The sequence below is a fragment of the Cohaesibacter intestini genome, from assembly GCF_003324485.1.
Lineage (GTDB): Bacteria > Pseudomonadota > Alphaproteobacteria > Rhizobiales > Cohaesibacteraceae > Cohaesibacter > Cohaesibacter intestini.
On record NZ_QODK01000003.1, the window covers coordinates 305,061 to 322,343 of the forward strand.

Annotated in this window: 14 protein-coding genes; 11 read left to right on the plus strand and 3 right to left on the minus strand. The window is 56.2% G+C overall.

Annotated elements, in window-relative coordinates; all coding sequences use genetic code 11:
• Window positions 1-258: 258 nt before the first annotated feature.
• The 4 genes from DSD30_RS12140 (at window position 259) to DSD30_RS12155 (ending at window position 5,123) form a co-directional block, all read left to right on the plus strand.
• Window positions 259-1,719 carry an OmpA family protein gene (locus tag DSD30_RS12140; RefSeq protein ID WP_157967681.1) on the plus strand — a complete coding sequence of 487 codons (1,461 nt, stop codon included), beginning with the start codon at window positions 259-261 and terminating at the stop codon, window positions 1,717-1,719.
• Window positions 1,720-1,859: 140 nt separating this feature from the next.
• Complete coding sequence (locus tag DSD30_RS12145; protein ID WP_114009954.1) at window positions 1,860-3,557, plus strand: NADH-quinone oxidoreductase subunit E; 1,698 nt, start codon at window positions 1,860-1,862, stop codon at window positions 3,555-3,557.
• A 141-nt stretch (window positions 3,558-3,698) separates the two neighbouring features.
• Window positions 3,699-4,106 carry a VOC family protein gene (locus DSD30_RS12150; RefSeq protein WP_114010420.1) on the plus strand — a complete coding sequence of 136 codons (408 nt, stop codon included), beginning with the start codon at window positions 3,699-3,701 and terminating at the stop codon, window positions 4,104-4,106.
• Between the two features lie 174 nt (window positions 4,107-4,280).
• Entirely contained in the window at window positions 4,281-5,123 is an 843-nt protein-coding gene (locus DSD30_RS12155) for a M15 family metallopeptidase (protein WP_198662934.1), read from the plus strand.
• 18 nt (window positions 5,124-5,141) lie between these two features.
• Here DSD30_RS12155 and DSD30_RS12160 read toward each other — a convergent pair whose 3' ends face one another.
• Window positions 5,142-6,170, minus strand: coding sequence for an L-threonylcarbamoyladenylate synthase (locus DSD30_RS12160; RefSeq protein WP_114009955.1), 1,029 nt, complete (start codon window positions 6,168-6,170; stop codon window positions 5,142-5,144).
• 241 nt (window positions 6,171-6,411) lie between these two features.
• On the opposite strand from DSD30_RS12160, the gene DSD30_RS12165 reads away from it, so the two are divergent.
• On the plus strand, window positions 6,412-8,208 hold the full coding sequence (locus DSD30_RS12165) for an acyl-CoA dehydrogenase family protein (RefSeq protein WP_114009956.1): 1,797 nt from the start codon (window positions 6,412-6,414) through the stop codon (window positions 8,206-8,208).
• Between the two features lie 267 nt (window positions 8,209-8,475).
• Entirely contained in the window at window positions 8,476-10,197 is a 1,722-nt protein-coding gene (locus DSD30_RS12170; RefSeq protein WP_157967682.1) for a tetratricopeptide repeat protein, read from the plus strand.
• Window positions 10,198-10,297: 100 nt separating this feature from the next.
• Here DSD30_RS12170 and DSD30_RS12175 read toward each other — a convergent pair whose 3' ends face one another.
• Window positions 10,298-11,788, minus strand: a complete 1,491-nt coding sequence (locus DSD30_RS12175) for a M16 family metallopeptidase (RefSeq protein ID WP_114009958.1) — start codon at window positions 11,786-11,788, stop codon at window positions 10,298-10,300.
• Window positions 11,789-11,800: 12 nt separating this feature from the next.
• Window positions 11,801-13,645, minus strand: a complete 1,845-nt coding sequence (locus tag DSD30_RS12180; RefSeq protein WP_114009959.1) for a M16 family metallopeptidase — start codon at window positions 13,643-13,645, stop codon at window positions 11,801-11,803.
• Between the two features lie 545 nt (window positions 13,646-14,190).
• Here DSD30_RS12180 and DSD30_RS12185 point away from each other — a divergent pair.
• The 5 genes from DSD30_RS12185 to atpF all read left to right on the plus strand — a co-directional run bounded on the left by DSD30_RS12185 (window position 14,191) and on the right by atpF (window position 17,036).
• Window positions 14,191-14,547 (plus strand): AtpZ/AtpI family protein, encoded by a 357-nt coding sequence (locus DSD30_RS12185; RefSeq protein WP_114009960.1) that lies wholly within the window; start codon window positions 14,191-14,193, stop codon window positions 14,545-14,547.
• A 125-nt stretch (window positions 14,548-14,672) separates the two neighbouring features.
• Window positions 14,673-15,422 carry a F0F1 ATP synthase subunit A gene (locus tag DSD30_RS12190; RefSeq protein WP_425359463.1) on the plus strand — a complete coding sequence of 250 codons (750 nt, stop codon included), beginning with the start codon at window positions 14,673-14,675 and terminating at the stop codon, window positions 15,420-15,422.
• 92 nt (window positions 15,423-15,514) lie between these two features.
• Window positions 15,515-15,742: a F0F1 ATP synthase subunit C gene (locus DSD30_RS12195; protein WP_114009962.1), complete on the plus strand. Its 228-nt coding sequence runs from the start codon at window positions 15,515-15,517 to the stop codon at window positions 15,740-15,742.
• Between the two features lie 164 nt (window positions 15,743-15,906).
• Window positions 15,907-16,542, plus strand: coding sequence for a F0F1 ATP synthase subunit B (locus DSD30_RS12200; RefSeq protein WP_425359464.1), 636 nt, complete (start codon window positions 15,907-15,909; stop codon window positions 16,540-16,542).
• Window positions 16,543-16,553: 11 nt separating this feature from the next.
• On the plus strand, window positions 16,554-17,036 hold the full coding sequence (gene atpF / locus DSD30_RS12205) for a F0F1 ATP synthase subunit B (protein ID WP_114009963.1): 483 nt from the start codon (window positions 16,554-16,556) through the stop codon (window positions 17,034-17,036).
• The last annotated feature ends 247 nt before the right edge of the window (window positions 17,037-17,283 follow it).

Below are 17,283 nucleotides of genomic sequence, written 5' to 3' on the forward strand. Positions count from 1 at the left end.
TACCGAAACCTCAGCAAATAGGCGAAAATGCGGATGGAAGGGACGCAGGAGTCACGTCATGTGGCAGTGCCATTGGGCAGAGTCCCTATCCTACAGAACAGGTCGCGTCAGGAAAGGTTAATTTTTCCAAGCATTGCCGGTGCTTTGCCTTTCACCTTGTCACCGAGTGGGTTAGTCTGGCATCAACAACAGACGGGCCGCGCCGCCCGGTCGGACAATGTGGGGCAGGCGCAGACATCACGAGAAGGGACTGTCAGAATGTCAATGTTGAAGAACTGGGTGATTCCCGGTGCCTTGGCCGTCGGGGTCGTCACTGCGATCAGTCTATATACCAAGACCGCGAAGATGGAGGCCGACCTGACCGAACGGGCGACTGCCATACTTGCCGACAAGGGGATGGATTGGGCAACAGTTACCTTTGATGGCCGCGATGGCGTGTTGACCGGTGTCGCACCGGAAGAGGGAGTCAGCGCTTGGGCGGTTGAACTGATCGACATTGTTTGGGGCGTTCATGCCATCACTGACGAAGCCACCTTGCTGCCAACGCATTCCCCCTTCACCTGGGGGCTGGAGCGCGATGGCAACAAGCTCGCCATGATCGGTTACCTGCCTTACGATCTCTCCAAGAGCGTGCCGGCCGAAATGCAAACGCTGTTTGACGGCGTCGTCTTCGCCTCCAGTGCCGAAGCTTCGCGCGGCGCGCCGGATGGGATGGACAAAGTCGTGGCCCTTTCCGCTGATCTGGCTAGCCAACTGCCCAATGCCAAAATCATGCTGGTCGATGACACCTTGACCGTCACCGGCACGCTGGAAGACGGCAACAAGGATCATATCGAACTGTTCAACGCCATTCAGTCCCGACTGGCCGCCGCAGACCTCGGAGCCATCAAGCTTGACCTCAAAATTGCCGAACCCAAGGCCCCGGCCGAGGACACCGACAAGGGGGGCAGTGCAAAGGCAAAAGATGGTTTGCTGATCAGCCGCACCGAACAAGGGGTTTCTATTTTCGGCACGGTGCCGAGCGAGGAAATCAAAAACCAGCTTGTCGATCAGGCAACCCGTAAATTTGGTCAGACTGGCGTTAAGTTGGAGTTGGCGATTCAGGAAGGTGTCAAGATTGCTGGCCTTGGCTATGACGAGTTCAAGAAGGCCGCGCTGACCAGCCTTCAGGCGGTTTCCCGCCTTGATGCCGGGATTGCCGATCTCAGCCCCGAAGGCCTGTCGCTGAAAGGCGGGGCTTATTATGATGCCGCCATGCAGAAGGTGAAGGACAGCCTGACTGGCATCCTGCCAGACGGGTTCACATTGAGTGCGGATTTGTCGGTGGCCGCTCCCGGCGAAGTGGTCGATGCCGGTGTCTGCCAAACCCTGATGCGTGGTGCATTGGCGGACAATACGATCCTGTTCGACTCTGGCAAGTCAACCATTTCGGAAGATTCCTTCGGTCTGCTTGATGGGCTGATTTACACCGCCCGCCGTTGCCCTGACAGTCGTATCCAGATTGCTGGCCACACCGACAGCGACGGGGACGATGCCACCAATCAGCAGCTGTCTGAACGTCGCGCCGATGCCGTGGTCGCCTATCTCAGCGAAGCGGGGCTGTCGCAAGACCGCCTCGAGCCGAAAGGCTATGGTGAAACCATGCCCGTTGAAAGCAACGACACTGCCGAAGGCAAGGCAAAAAACCGCCGTATCGAATTTGTCATTTTGGCTCAATAAGGTCCTGAGGAGATAGAAATGGGATATCTAATTGCAAATCTCTATCCATTGCTGCTGCTTGGGCTGGCTTTGGGTGCGGTTATCGGCTGGTTGGCCAGTGACCCTGAAAAAGACCAACGCTAGGGAAGGGGAGAAGATCCATGACCGCTCTATTCTGGCAGGAACTTGTCCTGATCATTTTCGCCGTCGTCATTGGCATGATGCTCGGTGGCTATTTCCGTCGCTACTTCTCTCCTGCCGCCGCAGACCAGCGCAAGGCAACCAAGGAGAAACTGGCCGCCGCAGCAGCCAGCACCGCCGTTGGCTCGGCCACTGTCTCCAAGCTGACCGACGTGAAGGACAAGGTCCTCACCAAAATGGCCGAAGCCCATCTGGAAGCCGAAGCTGAGGCCCTTGCCGCAAAGACCAACAAGGATCTGGAAGGCCAGACCGTCGAGGTCGACAAGGCCGTGTTGCGTGACATGACGGTGGTCGCGATCGAAGAAGACAAGGAGCCGCCGGTCGAGACGCCGGATGACGCGCATTTTGAGCAATATTCCGATGCGGATGCGAGCTTCCTGAATGATGAAATTGCCGCCAAGACCGAAGAGGCCCGTGAGGCTGTGGTGGAAGCTGCAAGTCTTGGTGCCAGCGATGCCGAATTGACCCAGTTGGGCACGGATTATGCCGCCGCCAGCGAAGCCGGTGATGCCAATCAGGCACCAAAGGCGGAGGAAACTGTCGAGGCTCCCTCTGCGGCAGAAAAAGCCGAAGAGGCCCGCGAGGCCGTGGTGGAAGCCGCAAGTCTTGGTGCCAGCGATGCCGAACTGACCCAGTTGGGCACGGACTATGCCGCCGCCAGCGAAGCCGGTGATGCTAATCAGGCACCAAAGGCAGAGGAAACTGTCGAGGCTCCCTCTGCGGCAGAAAAAGCCGAAGAGGCCCGCGAGGCCGTGGTGGAAGCCGCAAGTCTTGGTGCCAGCGATGCCGAACTGACCCAGTTGGGCACGGACTATGCCGCCGCCAGCGAAGCTGTCTCTGACGAAGCAGGTATGGCTGCAGCCCTTGCTGCTCTGCCAGCCGACGCGTCCGATGAAGACCGCGCCAATGCGGTTGGCTCCCGTCCAACCCTGCTCAAAAAGCCCAAGGGTGGCAAGGCGGATGATCTCAAAAAGATCAAGGGAATCGGCAAGGTGCTCGAAGGCAAGCTCAACGATCTGGGCATCCATCACTTTGAGCAGATCGCCAACTGGAGCCAAGCGGAAGTCAATTGGGTGACCACCTTCCTCAGCTTCAAGGGGCGGATTGAACGCGAAGAGTGGATCCCACAAGCCAAGGGCTTGCTCGCCGCAGCCGCGCCAACGACCAAAGCCCAAACGCCGGCAAAGGCCAAAGCAAAAGCCGCTCCCAAGGCAAAAGCCCCAGCAAAAGCAACTGCAGCAAAAACGGCTCCGGTAAAACCAAACGAGACGGTGGATCTTGCGGCTGAAGAAGCAGAGGTCGCTGCCGCCCTTGCTGCCCTGCCAAAGGATGCTTCAGCGGAAGACAAAGCCAATGCCGCCGGGGCCAAGCCGCAAATGCTGGCTGCACCAAGGGACAATGCTGCGGACGATCTCAAACGCATCAAGGGCGTTGGCAAGGTGCTCGAAGGCAAGCTTAACGATCTGGGCATCTATCACTTTGATCAGATCGCCAATTGGTCACGCAAGGAAATCAACTGGGTGACCACTTTCCTCAGCTTCAAGGGACGCATCGATCGCGAAGAGTGGATCGAGCAAGCCAAATTGCTGGCCGCCGGTGAAGACACCGCCTTCTCCAAGCGCGTCGACAAGGGTGAGGTGGACAGCTCGAAAGCTTGACATCCACAACTCTTGATTTATCTTGATCAAAAGCGACATGCCCCAGCAACTGGCTCTACGGGCATGCCGCTTTTTTTGTCTCTTGGAAACTGGCTCGACCTTTCGCACGCCAAGGCAACAAATCTCAATCGGAGCAACAGCATGACCCAAACCGCAGCAACCCAAGGCATTGACCATGTCGGTCTCACTGTTTCGGACCTGATGCTGAGCCTGTCCTTTTTTACCGATTGCCTTGGTTGGGAGCAGTTTGGTGGCAATCCTGATTATCCTTCAGCTTATGTGACAGACGGTACAGCAAAACTCACCCTCTGGCAGGCGAAAACCGATGATCCGACCAATTTTGACCGCCACCATAATATCGGCCTGCATCACATTGCCCTGAAGCTCCCCAGTGAAGAGGCGCTCTTGTCTCTCTTTAAACAAGTGAGTGAATGGCCGGATGTGGTCGTCGAGTTTGCTCCGGAATTGTCCGGCAAGGGCCCCAAGAAGCATTGCATGCTGTATGAACCGGGCGGCAACCGCCTCGAACTGAGCTATGATCCACGCTGACGATCCGAGAGGCTGACAGGCGCCTTTTCCACGCATCCTGCTATCATTGACGAATGGTCTTTTGCCAGAAAAACGGGGATAGTGGGGTATGGCTTGCCTGTGATTGCCTGTGATTGCCTGTGATTGTCTGTGGCACCCGCGATCACCGGGCTATTGTGCGAAATGGAGTCCAGCATGCTCAAAACCCGGTTCGCTCTTCCCTTCGTTGCCTTCTGCATCGGTTCGCTGTCTGGCGGGCCGCAAGCATTGGCAACTGACTGTGCAAAGCCGGTTGACTTTCTCACCTTGTCCCTCACCAAGACCAGCAATCCGGTGCATGATGCTCTGACGCAAGCCTATCCCGGCCTGACCATCAAGGCAGGCGCGGTGCATCTGGTGACAGGCGAGGTGGTTCCGCTTGAAGGACCGCGCAAGGTTTCCAAGCCGGAGCGGCTCGAAAACGCCACCATCGGCGACATGTTCGTCTATCGCTACCCTCTCGATTTCTCGCTTGAGCAGAGAAAGACCCCATTCCACGATCCCGGCCGGGTGCGCAACGAGGCTTTCTTCCGCGCTCTGATGTTCGACAACAAGTCTGCAACCCGCAAAAGCCTGACCACAGTGCGCTATCGCGGCGCAAAGCTGACGGCCAACTTCTCGGTGACAAAGAAGCATTGCGTTCATACCCAACTGGCCGCAGCGCTTGAGGAAATAGCCCTCCAAAAGCCAAGCCGTGACAAATATTTCCGCAAAATCGGTGGCAGCTTCAACTGGCGAGTGATTTCCGGTACCAAGCGCCTCAGTAGCCACTCCTTCGGCTCAGCAGTCGATGTGAACAGCCAGTTGGGTAAATATTGGAAATGGTTGGGTGTCAAACCCGGCAAGGCGGCACGCTATGACAATGCCATTCCGCATGAGATCGTCGAGGCCTTTGAACGGCGCGGCTTTATCTGGGGCGGCAAATGGCATCATTTCGACGGCATGCACTTTGAATACCGCCCGGAATTGATCCTCTATGCGCGCCTGATGGGACAATAGCACTCAAAACGGCTTGGCTCAGCGCCCTTGCGCTGCTCGCCGCAATCGATCGTTGATCGCTTCGCCCAGCCCCCCATTGGGAATCGGGGCGACCGCAATCGCTTCAACATCGTCGCGATCCAGCGCCCGCAGGGCAGCGAACAATTTTTGTGCCGCTTCCATGCTGTCACCACGTTCAGACAGATTGATCATGGCAACCGCATCGCTGGAATATTCAGGCAGCTCCGGCCCGAAAGCCAACAACGCTTCGCCATCTTCAATCTCGGTGGCATTCAAACGCACCGGAATGGAAGGCGCATAATGCGAGGACAGCATGCCCGGCGATGTCGGTGTCTGATCGTTTGTTCCCGCACGGGCCAGCGGGCGATGCAGCACAGTTTCTATTGCATCAGTGGCGATCCCACCCGGTCTTAGCAAAGTGACCTGCGCACCATCGACACATAGTATAACGGTGGATTCCACACCGACCCGGCACGGGCCGAGGTCTGCGATATAATCAATGCGCCCGGACAATTCTTCCAGCACATGCGCGGCACTCGTCGGACTAACCCGGCCAGACCGGTTGGCTGACGGGGCGGCAAGCGGCTTGTCAATCGCGGCCGACAAGGCCCGCATCAAGGGCGCATCCGGCACGCGCAAGGCCACAGTGTCGAGCCCGGCGGACGTCAGATCGGCAATCGGGCTGTCCGGCAGACGAGGCACCACCAAGGTCAACGGTCCGGGCCAGAAGGCCTTGGCCAAAATCAGGGCTTCTTGATTGAAGAATCCATGGCGTTGGGCGGCCGCCAGATTGGGCAAATGCGAGATCAACGGGTTGAAACTTGGCCGATCCTTGGCGGCGAAAATCCCGGCCACGGCTTCCGGGTTGGTGGCATCGGCTGCCAGTCCATAGACTGTCTCGGTGGGGATGGCCACAAGGCCACCGTCGCTCAAACAGTCGCGCACACTGACAAAGCCTTCATCGCGGGCAAGGCTGTCGAGCGCCGCACCCGTGGCAGGGTCGATCAAACAGAGTTGCGGATGCCAGATTTCGGTCGGCTTGGTCATGGAGGCGGCTTTCCTTGAAGTAAGGTGGATGCTTTTTATAAGAGCCCTGTCAATCCGTCCAGCATTGAACGCAAAAGCAGGCGCTTCGCGTCGCAATTGCCCTTCAGGAAGTGGAAAAGCGCCTCTTTTGCTGCGAAGGAATGAACAACATTCCCTTGACGTACTCGTCAACATAGTTACTCTTCCTGATCAATAGGGGCACCTGAAGGCTGCCCGGACGATTGATCGGGGAGGAACAATCATGACCTATCGCACACCTGTTGCGGATATGGCATTCACGCTCAAGCATGTTGCCGGTCTTGCAGAGATGCTCGGGGAGGGACTTTATCCCGACCTGTCTGACGATCTGGTCGATGCGATTATGGAAGAAGCCGGTCGCTTCAATACCGAAGAGGTCGCACCCAAGCTCGCCCATTCCGATCAGCATGGCTGCAGCCTCGAAGATGGCAAGGTGACCATCCCGCCGGGCTGGAAAGAGCTTTATCACGCTTGGGCAGAAGGTGGCTGGAACGCTCTGACCGGACCGGAAGAGTTTGGTGGGCAGGCACTGCCCCTGCAAATGGCCACTGCGGCCATGGAAGTCTGGAATCAGGGCTCGATGGCCTTTGCCATTGGTCCGACCTTGACCATGGGCTCGGTCGAGGCGATGGAACGGCATGCTTCCGACGACCTGAAGGCCAAATATCTCGAAAAGCTGGTTTCCGGTGAATGGATGGGCACCATGAATCTGACCGAGCCGAGCTGTGGCTCGGACCTGTCGGGTATGCGCACCCGCGCCGAGCCGGTGGGCGATGGCACCTACAGGATTTCTGGTCAGAAGATTTTCATCACCTATGGTGAGCATGACATCACCGACAATATCATTCATATGGTGCTGGCCCGACTGCCCGATGCACCGGCAGGCACCCGTGGCATTTCGCTGTTTCTTGTGCCGAAATTCCTCGTCAATGAGGATGGGTCGCTCGGCGCGCATAATGACGTTCGGGCCGTCGGGCTGGAACACAAGATGGGCATCCATGCCTCGCCCACCTGCACGATGTCCTATGGCGACAATGGTGGGGCCATTGGCTGGTTGATCGGCGAGGAGAATCGTGGTTTGGCCGCCATGTTCACCATGATGAACAATGCCCGACTGATGGTTGGGGTTCAGGGCGTGGGGGTTGCTGAACGCGCGTTCCAGATGGCCCGCGACTATGCTGCCGAGCGCAAGCAGGGCAAAAGCGTTACGGCAGCAAAAGATGCCGAGATGGAGCCGATCATCGTTCATCCCGATGTGCGTCGCATGCTGATGACCATGGCTGCGGCGACGGAGGCCATCCGTTCGATCTGCTATCTTTGCGCCAATGCTCTTGACCGGACCAATGCCGCCGCAAAGGCAGGAGATGGTGAACAAGCCAAGCTTTGGGGCGAGCGAGCTGGCCTTTTGACACCGATTGCCAAGAGTTATTCCACCGACATGGGCACCGAGGTCGCCTCGCTTGGCATTCAGGTTCATGGCGGTATGGGATTCATTGAGGAAACTGGCGCAGCACAATTGTTGCGCGACAGTCGCATCGCCTCGATCTATGAAGGCACCAACGGCATTCAGGCCATCGACTTGGTGACCCGCAAGCTGCCCCTGTCCGACGGTATGGCGGTCAAGGAACTGTTTGTCGAAATGGGCATCTGGGCCAAAAAGGCTGCTGAAAGCGAGGACGCGGTTCTGGCTGATGCAGGCGAAGAGCTGGGCGAGAGCCTCGAGGATCTGAACTTCACCACCGAATGGCTGCTATCTTGCCTGAAAGAAGGCCGCACTGAACTGGCGCTGGCAGGGGCGACCCCGTTCCAGCGCATGTTTGGCATCACCCTTGGCGGATGCCTGATGCTCAAGGGAGCGCTCAAGGCTGCGGAAAATGACGATCCTTCAGCGGCCCGCCGCAAGACACTGGCCAGCTTCTTTGCCACCAACATAGCACCGGAAACCACCGCCCTGATGGATCTGGTGATCAATGGTGGTGACGCAACGCTTGATAGCGACCTGATCCTTGCGGGCAACTAGCCGTCCACACCGTGTTAGATATCCAGAGGCGCCTCGGTTCTTACCGGAGCGCCTTTTTTGTTGGCCAACTGGTGCGTTGAGAACAAGGCACTCGGCTCGGTTTTCGCGAGCGTCTTGAGCTTCCTAAGGAAATCTACTAGGCTATGAATTTGTTCCTATAGCATGTGACGACGTTCCCCGACGTTGTTTTTTGTCGCATGCCAATTGATATTGTCAAAATGATCTGGGGCGGTCTTTCGTGCCAGTTTTCAAATGAGGATTGAACCCATGAAGTCAGGCAAGCATGTTGGCCTGTTTGCAGCAATTCTATTTACGCTCGGCTTTCTGTATCAACCGGTGGTGCAGGCTCAAACTGCGGGCGAAATCGCCTTCTGGGAGACGGTCAGTCGCAATGCGTCACCGCGTATGCTGCGGCTCTATCTTGAAAAATATCCCGACGGGCATTTTTCCGACCTGGCCCGGGTGATGCTTTCCGATGACACGGCTTCGGATCCATCCAGCAGCCAGTCATCCCGTCCCACGCCGCGACCAGAATCCCAAAATGGGCTGACAGAATGTGATCGTCTGGCCACGCATCCCGATGATCCAGATGGAACAGGGGCGTCGGTGTCCTGGTCGCAATTGAAAAAGCAATCGGAAAGCGCCGTGCAGGCCTGCCTTCGGGCGGTCGAGAAAAAGAATGATGGCCGATCCAACTATCAGCTCTATCGCGCCTATCTGGCCAATGACCAACCCTCTTTTGGCAAGGACTATCTTCTGAAAGCGGTTCGCAAGGGCTATTCCCATGCGCGCTTCATGCACGCGCAGAATCTGGCTGATGGGGACGCGAGTTTCAACAAAGATATACCCAAGGCCGTGAGGTTGCATCTGGCCAATGCCCGTGACGGCAACAGCTTGTCCGCCTTTCGCGCTGGTTATTACCTCACGCTCAACAAGGATGTCCCGGCTGATTACGGCAAGGCCCTCCGGCTGCTCAAGCAGGCTGAAAAAGCCGGTCGCAAGGAGCCATTTTACAGCCTCGGCTGGATGCATTATGCCGGCAAAGGGGTTTCCAAGGACCCGCAGCGTGCCCGATATTATTATCGAAAGGCCGTGGAAGCTGGACGATTTGGCGTCAACTCTTCTCGCACCCGTCTTGCCAAGATGATCATGGCGGATGTGGAGAACCGTCAGCGCAACACCGTTCGACCTGTTGGCCTTTCTGGCATACGCGAAGCTGCCACCTTGTATCGGGATGCACGCACCAAGAAATCCAAGAGCCATTCGGACTATATCCGCTTTCTGTCCGAAGGCATCCGCAAGGCCCATTACAACATCGCCAAGGCCAGAGCCAATGGCAATGGACTGTCTCAGAATGACCGCCAAGCCTATCAAAATTTTGTCGCCGACATGGAAGGCCGTCTGATGAGGGCGTTGCCGGAACGGGCGAAGGCCTTTCCGTCGAAATACCGGCAGCATTCCAGCAAGGCCATCAAGGCCAAGCTCTCTTCCTTCCGCAAAGTCGGCACACGCTCCGAAAACCGCATCAGCACGATGAAGCGTTTCCAGTCCTGGTACTTCAAAAACAAGCAGGCCATGAAGAATAGCGGCGGCTCGTCCAAATATTGTTTGCGTACAAAGGCCAAGGCCAATCGAGACAACTGGTATATGCGGATTACCAACAAATGCCCATTCCCGATGACTGCCTCTGTCTGGGTCAAGGTAACCTCGGAAGGCAGAAAGAAGCATGAGAGCACCAAGACGGTTCGGATCCCGGCCAATGGCTCCAAGACCCGCAAGGTCTATTATCGCTACACCAGTCGTGCCATCCGATCCACAAGCCGCATGCGGGCCTGTTTTGAACGATTGGGGGCCCCATTCGACATCAGGGGAACCAAGTTCAAATGCAAGGGTGTGCCCAGCACGGCACATCAAACATCCGTTGAACTGTCGCAAATCATGAGCAATCTTCGCTCGGTTGAAAATGATCTTGTGTCCGGAAAATTCTAGGTCCCACGCCAAGAGCATAAAAGAAAAGCGCGGATCTCGGATCCGCGCTTTTTGTTGACTGACAATCTGACAATCTGGCGGTTTCGGCGCGTTGGCCTGTCTACTGGCTTTTGGCAGTCTGCTGCATCTGGTTGTCGTTTGCAGCGGCCTTGGGCTTTGACGGAGCGGCATCCGCGGTTTTCATCTGCTTGCCGACAGTGATCATCAACAGCTTGTTCGGGTTAAGCAGTTGGGCGGCCACACGCTTGGCATCCTCAAGGGTCACTGCCTCGATATAGCTGTTGCGGCGTTCGAAATAGTCTTTGCCGAGCTCGGAATTTTGCACAGCGACCAGCTGACGAGAGATTTTCGACGAGCTGTCAAAGCGCAATGGATAGCTGCCGATGAGGTACTTTTTCGCCTCGGCCAGTTCCTCTGCGGTCGGGCCATCCTTGGCCATGCGGGCGATTTCCTGCTTCAGCAGCATGATCGCCTGCTGGGTATTGTCGGTACGGGTCGACATTCCGCCGCCAAACAGGGAAATATGATCGAGATCGGCAAGATAGCTATAGACCCCGTAGGCAAGGCCGCGTTTCTCGCGCACTTCGTTGTAAAGGCGAGATGAGAAGCTGCCTCCACCCAGAACGTGATTGACCAGATAGGCGGGGAAGAAATCCGGATGCTTGCGATCGATGCCCGGCGCGCCAAACCGAATCGTCGTCTGTGGCGCGTCAAACGGCACTTCGATCAACCCGGTGCTGGAGAGCGTCACATCTTCGACCACTTTCAGCGCACCTTTTTCTGGCAGGGGCGCAAAAACCTGATCAAGGATCTTGGCCAGGCTTTCTGCATCAATCGCTCCAACCACTCCGATGGTCAGATCCTGACGGGTAAAAATGGACTTGTGCATGGTCGTCAGATCGTCACGGCTGATGGCTGTGAGGCTCTCAACGGTGCCGCGTGATGGCTTGCTGTAGGGATGACCCGGATAAGCCGCTTCGCCCCAGGCCTTGGCAACAATCGTCTCCGGTTGGGTGGAGGCGCGACGTACCGAGGAGATCCAGGTTGCCCGCATCCGCTCAATCGGATCGGCATCAAAGCGCGGCGCCTGAACGGCTTTGGCCAGGAGATCGAAACCGGCTGCTTGATTGGGGGTCAGAATTCTCAAAGAACCGAAGAAACGGTCGCGTCCCGCATCAAAGCCGAGTTTGATCGCATCCTTTTCCAAAGCGGTCTGAAAGGCCTTGGCATCCAGATCCGCAGCACCCTCGTCCAGCAGGCTGGTCAGCATATTGACCGTGCCTTCCTTGCCTTCGGCATCCTGTGCCGTGCCACCGGCAAAGGAAAAGTCCATCGAGATGATCGGAACAGTATGGTCCTCCACCAGCCACGCTTTAATGCCGGACGGTGAGGTGACTTCCTGAATTTCCTGAGCTTTGGCAACAGACAGGCCGATCAGCATGGAAAGCGTTGCGATGAAAGTCACCAAGGTCAGATAGACCTTTGAATTGAGTTTGCGCGACGCGGATGGCTGCGGGGCACGCGGATGGCTGTCGGCCTTCGATCTCTGGAAATGAGGGCCATGGTGAAAGGCAGCTTTATTGGTTTTCATCAGGTGATTCCCTTATCCTTTGATTTCGGTCTTCTGGGACGGTTTCGGCTTGGGATGTCCCTGAGGTCGCGATTGCGGTGCAGGTACCTTCGATGAGTCTTTCGGGGCGTGTTTTGGCATCGACATCTTGCGCGCTTTTGGGCCGGGCAGGGTCACAGCGTCCTTGTCTTGGACTGGATCTAGGGCAGGATCTGCCTTTGTATCTGACACTGCCCCGGCATCCGACTTTGCCTCCATTGGCTGCGCAGCTTTTGCGTCCGCGTCTGATGCTTTGACCATTTTTTCCGCTTCCGGTGGCAGCAAATAGCCGGTTACCGAGCGATGCTCCTGAAAATAGGTTTTGGCAGCTGTGACCACCTGATCCGCGGTTGCTCCGGCAAGGCGCTGTGGCCAGCTTTTGATTCGCTCCAGTGTCGAGCCCGAGGTCAGGTTTGTGCCAACAATCCGCGCCAGTGTTGCCTGATTGTCCTGCGCAAAGAAGCCATCAGCCAGCATCGAGCGTTTGGCGCGTTGCATTTCCTCGTCAGTGACCCCGTCGGCAATGAGCTTGGCAATCTCTCCTTTGATGGCATCGAGCACATCCTCGACATTTTTGCCTTCAGCGGGGGAGCCATAGAATAAGAAGCTTGTATCATCGAGGCCACCGGACATGTAAAATGCCCCCGCAGACGTCGCGACCTTCTGCTTGATCACCAAAGACTGATAGAGCCGGGAATTGGTGCCGGAACCCAAAATATAACCAAGAATATCAAGGGCCTCAGCTTCCCCCGGTGCGGCGGAGGTTTCCGAAGGCGTCATGTATGAGCGTCGCACACTGGGTTCGCGCACCCGCTCGTGGCGCAAGGTGACGGTTCGGGCAGTGCGCTGCGGCGGTTCGGAGACCCGAATTCGCGGCGCGATATCGGCACGTTTGGCAATTTTCCCGTAAGTCTCTTTGGCCAATGCTTTGACTGCATCCGGGGTGACGTCCCCGGCGACAATCAGGATGGCATTGTTGGGTGTGTAGAACTTCTTGTAGAAATCGAGCGCGATTTCGCGGTTCAATCCCTTCATTTCATGTTCCCAGCCAATGATCGGAATGCCGTAGGGGTGATTGCGATAAAGCGCAGCGCCCAACGCCTCGCCCAACTGGGCTGCAGGGTTGTTGTCAATCCGGCTGGCGCGTTCCTCGAGGATCACCTGCAATTCAGGTTCGACCTGTTCCTTGCGCAGTTCCAGATTAATCATCCGGTCTGCTTCCAGTTCCATCATCAAGCGCAGATGCTGTTTGGCAACCCGTTGAAAATAGGCGGTATAGTCTTGCGACGTGAAGGCATTTTCCTGCCCGCCGATCGAGGCCACGATTTTGGAAAACTCCCCGTCCGGATGGGCTGGAGTACCCTTGAACATCAAATGCTCGAGAAAATGCGCGATTCCCGACTTGCCCGGTTCTTCGTCAGCTGCTCCGACCTTGTACCAGACCATATGGGTGACCACGGGCGCCCGATGATCGGGAATCACCACCACCTGCATGCCATTGTCCAGCGAGAAACTGGCAAAATTGCTGCCAAGCTCTGGCAAATTGGAAAGATCCGAGCCCAGCAACGCGGAAACAGAAGGCGTGCCATTTGTCTTGGCTTCGGTCTGATTGCTGGTTGGGACCGACGGGGGAGCGGCGGAACCTGCCACTTCGGCCGACGACAACATCGTGCTGCCAAGAAAGCCACCAGCCACTAAGACCGTCAACAGGGCCAGTTTCGGGGAACGACTGTTAAGCAAGGAGCGAATTGGCATCAAACCTCCACCATTCGATTGATTGCGATCCCCCACATCGCCTGCTGTCACCGGTGCCCGGCTTTCCATGGTGATTGTGACCATGGGGTTGCTGGGTGCCGAACGGGGGCATGAAAGATCGAAATATGGTCCGCTTTGGGCGAAGATGAGGCCAAAGCGGCCTTTTCTTGCGCTGGAACATGAAAATTTCGTAATTTCCCTAAGGTAGGGATCAATTCGATCACTCCCAAATGAAAAGTTCGTAAGGACGATCCATGTGGGGTGCACGAATAGATTCTTTTTTGAATGGATTTCTTCTCGATTATCCAGAATTATCCCCTCAATGGCCAAGACTAACAGCTAGGCCGGAAGGAAAACTGTCGGAAAAGCTTCTACTTTCGTGGTATATCGGCAGAAATCCGGATCAACGTCGCTCCGAAATCACGTGTTTTTTCGTGGATTTCCACCTGTTTTGCGCCGCTGGGACCGGTTTCGCATTCGCAATTGGGCGGAGAATGTATGGAAAAACGGTGTCGAATGATTGATAAATCAACAAATTCAATAAGATAGGATTGGTTAGAGTTATCTTGACACCCCTTGCCCCCCCGATTATGGTGCGCCCGTCTTTGACAGTGGCAGGAACAAACCGGATGACCGGACAGAAAGATACGGAAATTCTGGGCGAAACTGCTGGTGACAAGGGTGGGAAGCTGGACAATCGCTTGGAGCAACTGGACGCTGAACTCTCTCGTTTGAAAGAGGATCAGGCGACAGATGCCCGCAAGCAGAGCCAACAGCAATCCGGTGCAACAAGCCTCGCTCTGGCGTGGCGTTTGGGCTCGGAGTTCATTGCGGGCGTTCTGGTTGGCGGCGGAGTGGGCTTCCTGATTGACACATGGTTTGGGCTGGCACCTTGGGGATTGATTATTTTCCTTCTTCTCGGTTTTCTGGCTGGCATGCTAAACATGCTGCGCTCGGCGGGCAAAATTCCACCGCCGGGAGCTTGAATGAAACGGACGGAAGCTGCTAAAGGCATACCGATCCTAAAAAACACGTGCCGGATCTGCGGAGCATTGAGGCTGAGACCTTGTGCCCCGGATAGGCTGAACCAGATTTAAAGAGGGCAATAGTCGTGGCCGGTCCTATTGAGCAATTCAAGATCAAGAACTTCTTCTCGCTTGGTGAAGTTGGCGGCGTCGAGTTCGCGATGACGAACTCCGCATTCTTCATGATCTTGATCGTTTTGACGATCTCCAGCTTCCTGATCCTGTCCACTTCTGGCCGTGGTCTGGTGCCGACCCGCTGGCAATCCGCGGCGGAACTCATGTATGAGCTTGTGGCGAGTACCTTACGAAACACCGCCGGCACGGAAGGCATGAAGTTCTTCCCACTGGTCTTCTCGCTCTTCGCCTTCGTGCTGACGGCCAACCTGATTGGCCTGTTTCCTTACTTCTTCACCGTGACCAGTCACCTGATCGTGACTCTGGCACTGGCCCTGTTGGTGATCACAACCGTGATCGTCTATGGTTTCATGCGCAACGGCATCGGCTTCCTGAAGCTGTTCGCACCATCCGGTCTTCCCGGTGCAATCGCACCTTTCATTATCCTGATTGAAATTCTGTCATTCCTGTCGCGTCCGGTCAGCCTCTCTTTGCGTCTGTTCGGGAACATGCTTGCAGGCCACATCGTGTTGAAAGTTTTCGCCGGTTTTGTGGTCTCGCTGTCTGCGATGGGGGCCGTTGGCTGGTTTGGGGCCTTGTTCCCGTTCGCCATGACCATCGCTTTGACAGCTCTGGAGTTCCTGGTTGCAGTCCTGCAGGCCTACGTATTCACGATCCTGACCTGTGTCTATCTGAATGACGCGATCCATCCGTCGCACTAGGATACACAGCAAGGTCCGTGTGGAACACAAATTCAACCCAACGAAAACTCTAATTCTCGAACTTCTCGATTGATGTAATAGGAGAGATTACAATGGAAGCAGATGCAGCAAAGCTGATTGGTGCTGGTATCGCATGTGTCGGTATGGGTGGCGCTGGTATCGGCGTTGGTACCATCTTCGGTAACTATCTGAGTGGCGCGCTTCGCAACCCTTCCGCCGCCCCTGCACAGTTCACCAACGCTCTGATTGGTGCAGCTCTTGCAGAAGGTCTTGGCATCTTCTCGCTGGTTATCGCACTCCTGCTCCTCTTCGTAGCTTAATTCGTTTCACCGATTTAAGCCGAACGAAGACTCAAAACACGTCAGAAGCCGTCTGACGCGGCCACCAAACTGTTCCGACAACGGAGCAGAAAAAGTGACCAAGTGACGACAGCTCTTTCACCGCGAACAAGCTTCACGGCGGCTCTGGCTCTTTTGACTGGGAGATGACGATGGCGCAGCAACAGAGTGATGCGCACGCAGAAACTGAACAAGCAGCCGAAGTCGGTCAGCCAATGGCAACCGAATCCGGCCAGCCAGTGAATGCGCATACGGAAGTTGCCGGGCACGGTGGTGATCATCACGACGGCGGGGCTTTCCCTCCGTTTGATTCCACCACCTACGGCTCACAGCTTCTGTGGTTGGCCATCACCTTCGGACTTCTGTATTACATTATGTCCAAGGTGGCCCTGCCACGCATCGCAAATATTCTGGAAGTTCGGCGTGACCGAATTGCCAGTGATCTGGGTGAGGCTGAGCGTCTCAAGCGGGAGACCGATGAAGCAATTGCTTCTTACGAGCAGTCTCTTGCGGAAGCGCGCCAGAAAGCCCATGGCATTGCCCACACCGCCCGCGAAGAAGCCAAGACACAGTTCGACGCTGAATTCGCCAAGGTAGAGGCAGACATTGCCAAGCAGCTAACGGCAGCGGATGAGAAAATCACCGCAGTCAAAACAGCTGCCATGGGTGAAGTCGACGCCATTGCCCAGAGCACAACCGAAGCCATTCTGGAGAAACTGCTTGGCTCCGGGGTCGCGAAAAAAGACATTGCAGCGGCTGTTTCGGCAGCTAAAGCGAACTAGGGGAGTGACCAATGGGTGATGCTACTTTATGGGCCCTTGTTGCTCTGGTCTTGTTCCTTGCCCTCATCGTCAAGATGGGTGTGCCGGGCAAGATCGCTGACGCTCTGGACAAACGCGCCAAAGGCATCGAAGACGAGCTGGATCAAGCCCGTCGCTTGCGCGAAGAAGCTCAGGCCCTGCTCGCTGAATATCAGCGTAAGGCCCGTGAGGCCGAAAGCGAAGCTGAGGAAATCATAACCCTCGCCAAGCGTGAAGCAGAAGCGATGGAACGGGAAGCACGCGCCAAGATCACGGACTATGTGGCCCGCCGCACCAAGCAGGCCGAAGACAAGATTGCACAGGCCGAAGGCCAGGCGATCGCCGAGGTCAAGGGCGCAGCGACCGATCTGGCCGTCAAGGCAGCTGAAGGCATTTTGACGAAGGAAATGGCTGGCAAGTCCGGCAAGGACCTTTTGAAAGCCTCTATCGCCGAGCTCGGCACCAAGCTGAACTGAGCAATCCGCGTTTCGCAATAGCCGAATGCAAACAATTGAAAAGCCGTGGCTGCAGTGCCGCGGCTTTTTTTTTGTGGCTCGCATGCATCGCACTATCTTTGACAATGCGCTCCGAGATCCATGATTGAGTCCTCAATGCCCACAACACAGACGACCTCATGAAAGCGGCTATCGTCGCTGGCGCACACTATGTCGGAGGCTCACAGTGCGATGGGGCGATCTGATCCGGGACATGGTGTTTTTGATT

What these genes read in the sequence shown, in the direction of transcription:
- DSD30_RS12200 (WP_425359464.1), top strand. Translation starts at nt 15,907, where the DNA reads ATGACGATGGCGCAGCAACAGAGTGATGCGCACGCAGAAACTGAACAA.
- DSD30_RS12185 (WP_114009960.1), top strand. Translation starts at nt 14,191, where the DNA reads ATGACCGGACAGAAAGATACGGAAATTCTGGGCGAAACTGCTGGTGAC.
- DSD30_RS12180 (WP_114009959.1), bottom strand. Translation starts at nt 13,645, where the DNA reads ATGGTCACAATCACCATGGAAAGCCGGGCACCGGTGACAGCAGGCGAT.
- DSD30_RS12145 (WP_114009954.1), top strand. Translation starts at nt 1,860, where the DNA reads ATGACCGCTCTATTCTGGCAGGAACTTGTCCTGATCATTTTCGCCGTC.
- DSD30_RS12195 (WP_114009962.1), top strand. Translation starts at nt 15,515, where the DNA reads ATGGAAGCAGATGCAGCAAAGCTGATTGGTGCTGGTATCGCATGTGTC.
- DSD30_RS12175 (WP_114009958.1), bottom strand. Translation starts at nt 11,788, where the DNA reads ATGAAAACCAATAAAGCTGCCTTTCACCATGGCCCTCATTTCCAGAGA.
- DSD30_RS12165 (WP_114009956.1), top strand. Translation starts at nt 6,412, where the DNA reads ATGACCTATCGCACACCTGTTGCGGATATGGCATTCACGCTCAAGCAT.
- atpF (WP_114009963.1), top strand. Translation starts at nt 16,554, where the DNA reads ATGGGTGATGCTACTTTATGGGCCCTTGTTGCTCTGGTCTTGTTCCTT.
- DSD30_RS12140 (WP_157967681.1), top strand. Translation starts at nt 259, where the DNA reads ATGTCAATGTTGAAGAACTGGGTGATTCCCGGTGCCTTGGCCGTCGGG.
- DSD30_RS12155 (WP_198662934.1), top strand. Translation starts at nt 4,281, where the DNA reads ATGCTCAAAACCCGGTTCGCTCTTCCCTTCGTTGCCTTCTGCATCGGT.
- DSD30_RS12150 (WP_114010420.1), top strand. Translation starts at nt 3,699, where the DNA reads ATGACCCAAACCGCAGCAACCCAAGGCATTGACCATGTCGGTCTCACT.
- DSD30_RS12160 (WP_114009955.1), bottom strand. Translation starts at nt 6,170, where the DNA reads ATGACCAAGCCGACCGAAATCTGGCATCCGCAACTCTGTTTGATCGAC.
- DSD30_RS12170 (WP_157967682.1), top strand. Translation starts at nt 8,476, where the DNA reads ATGAAGTCAGGCAAGCATGTTGGCCTGTTTGCAGCAATTCTATTTACG.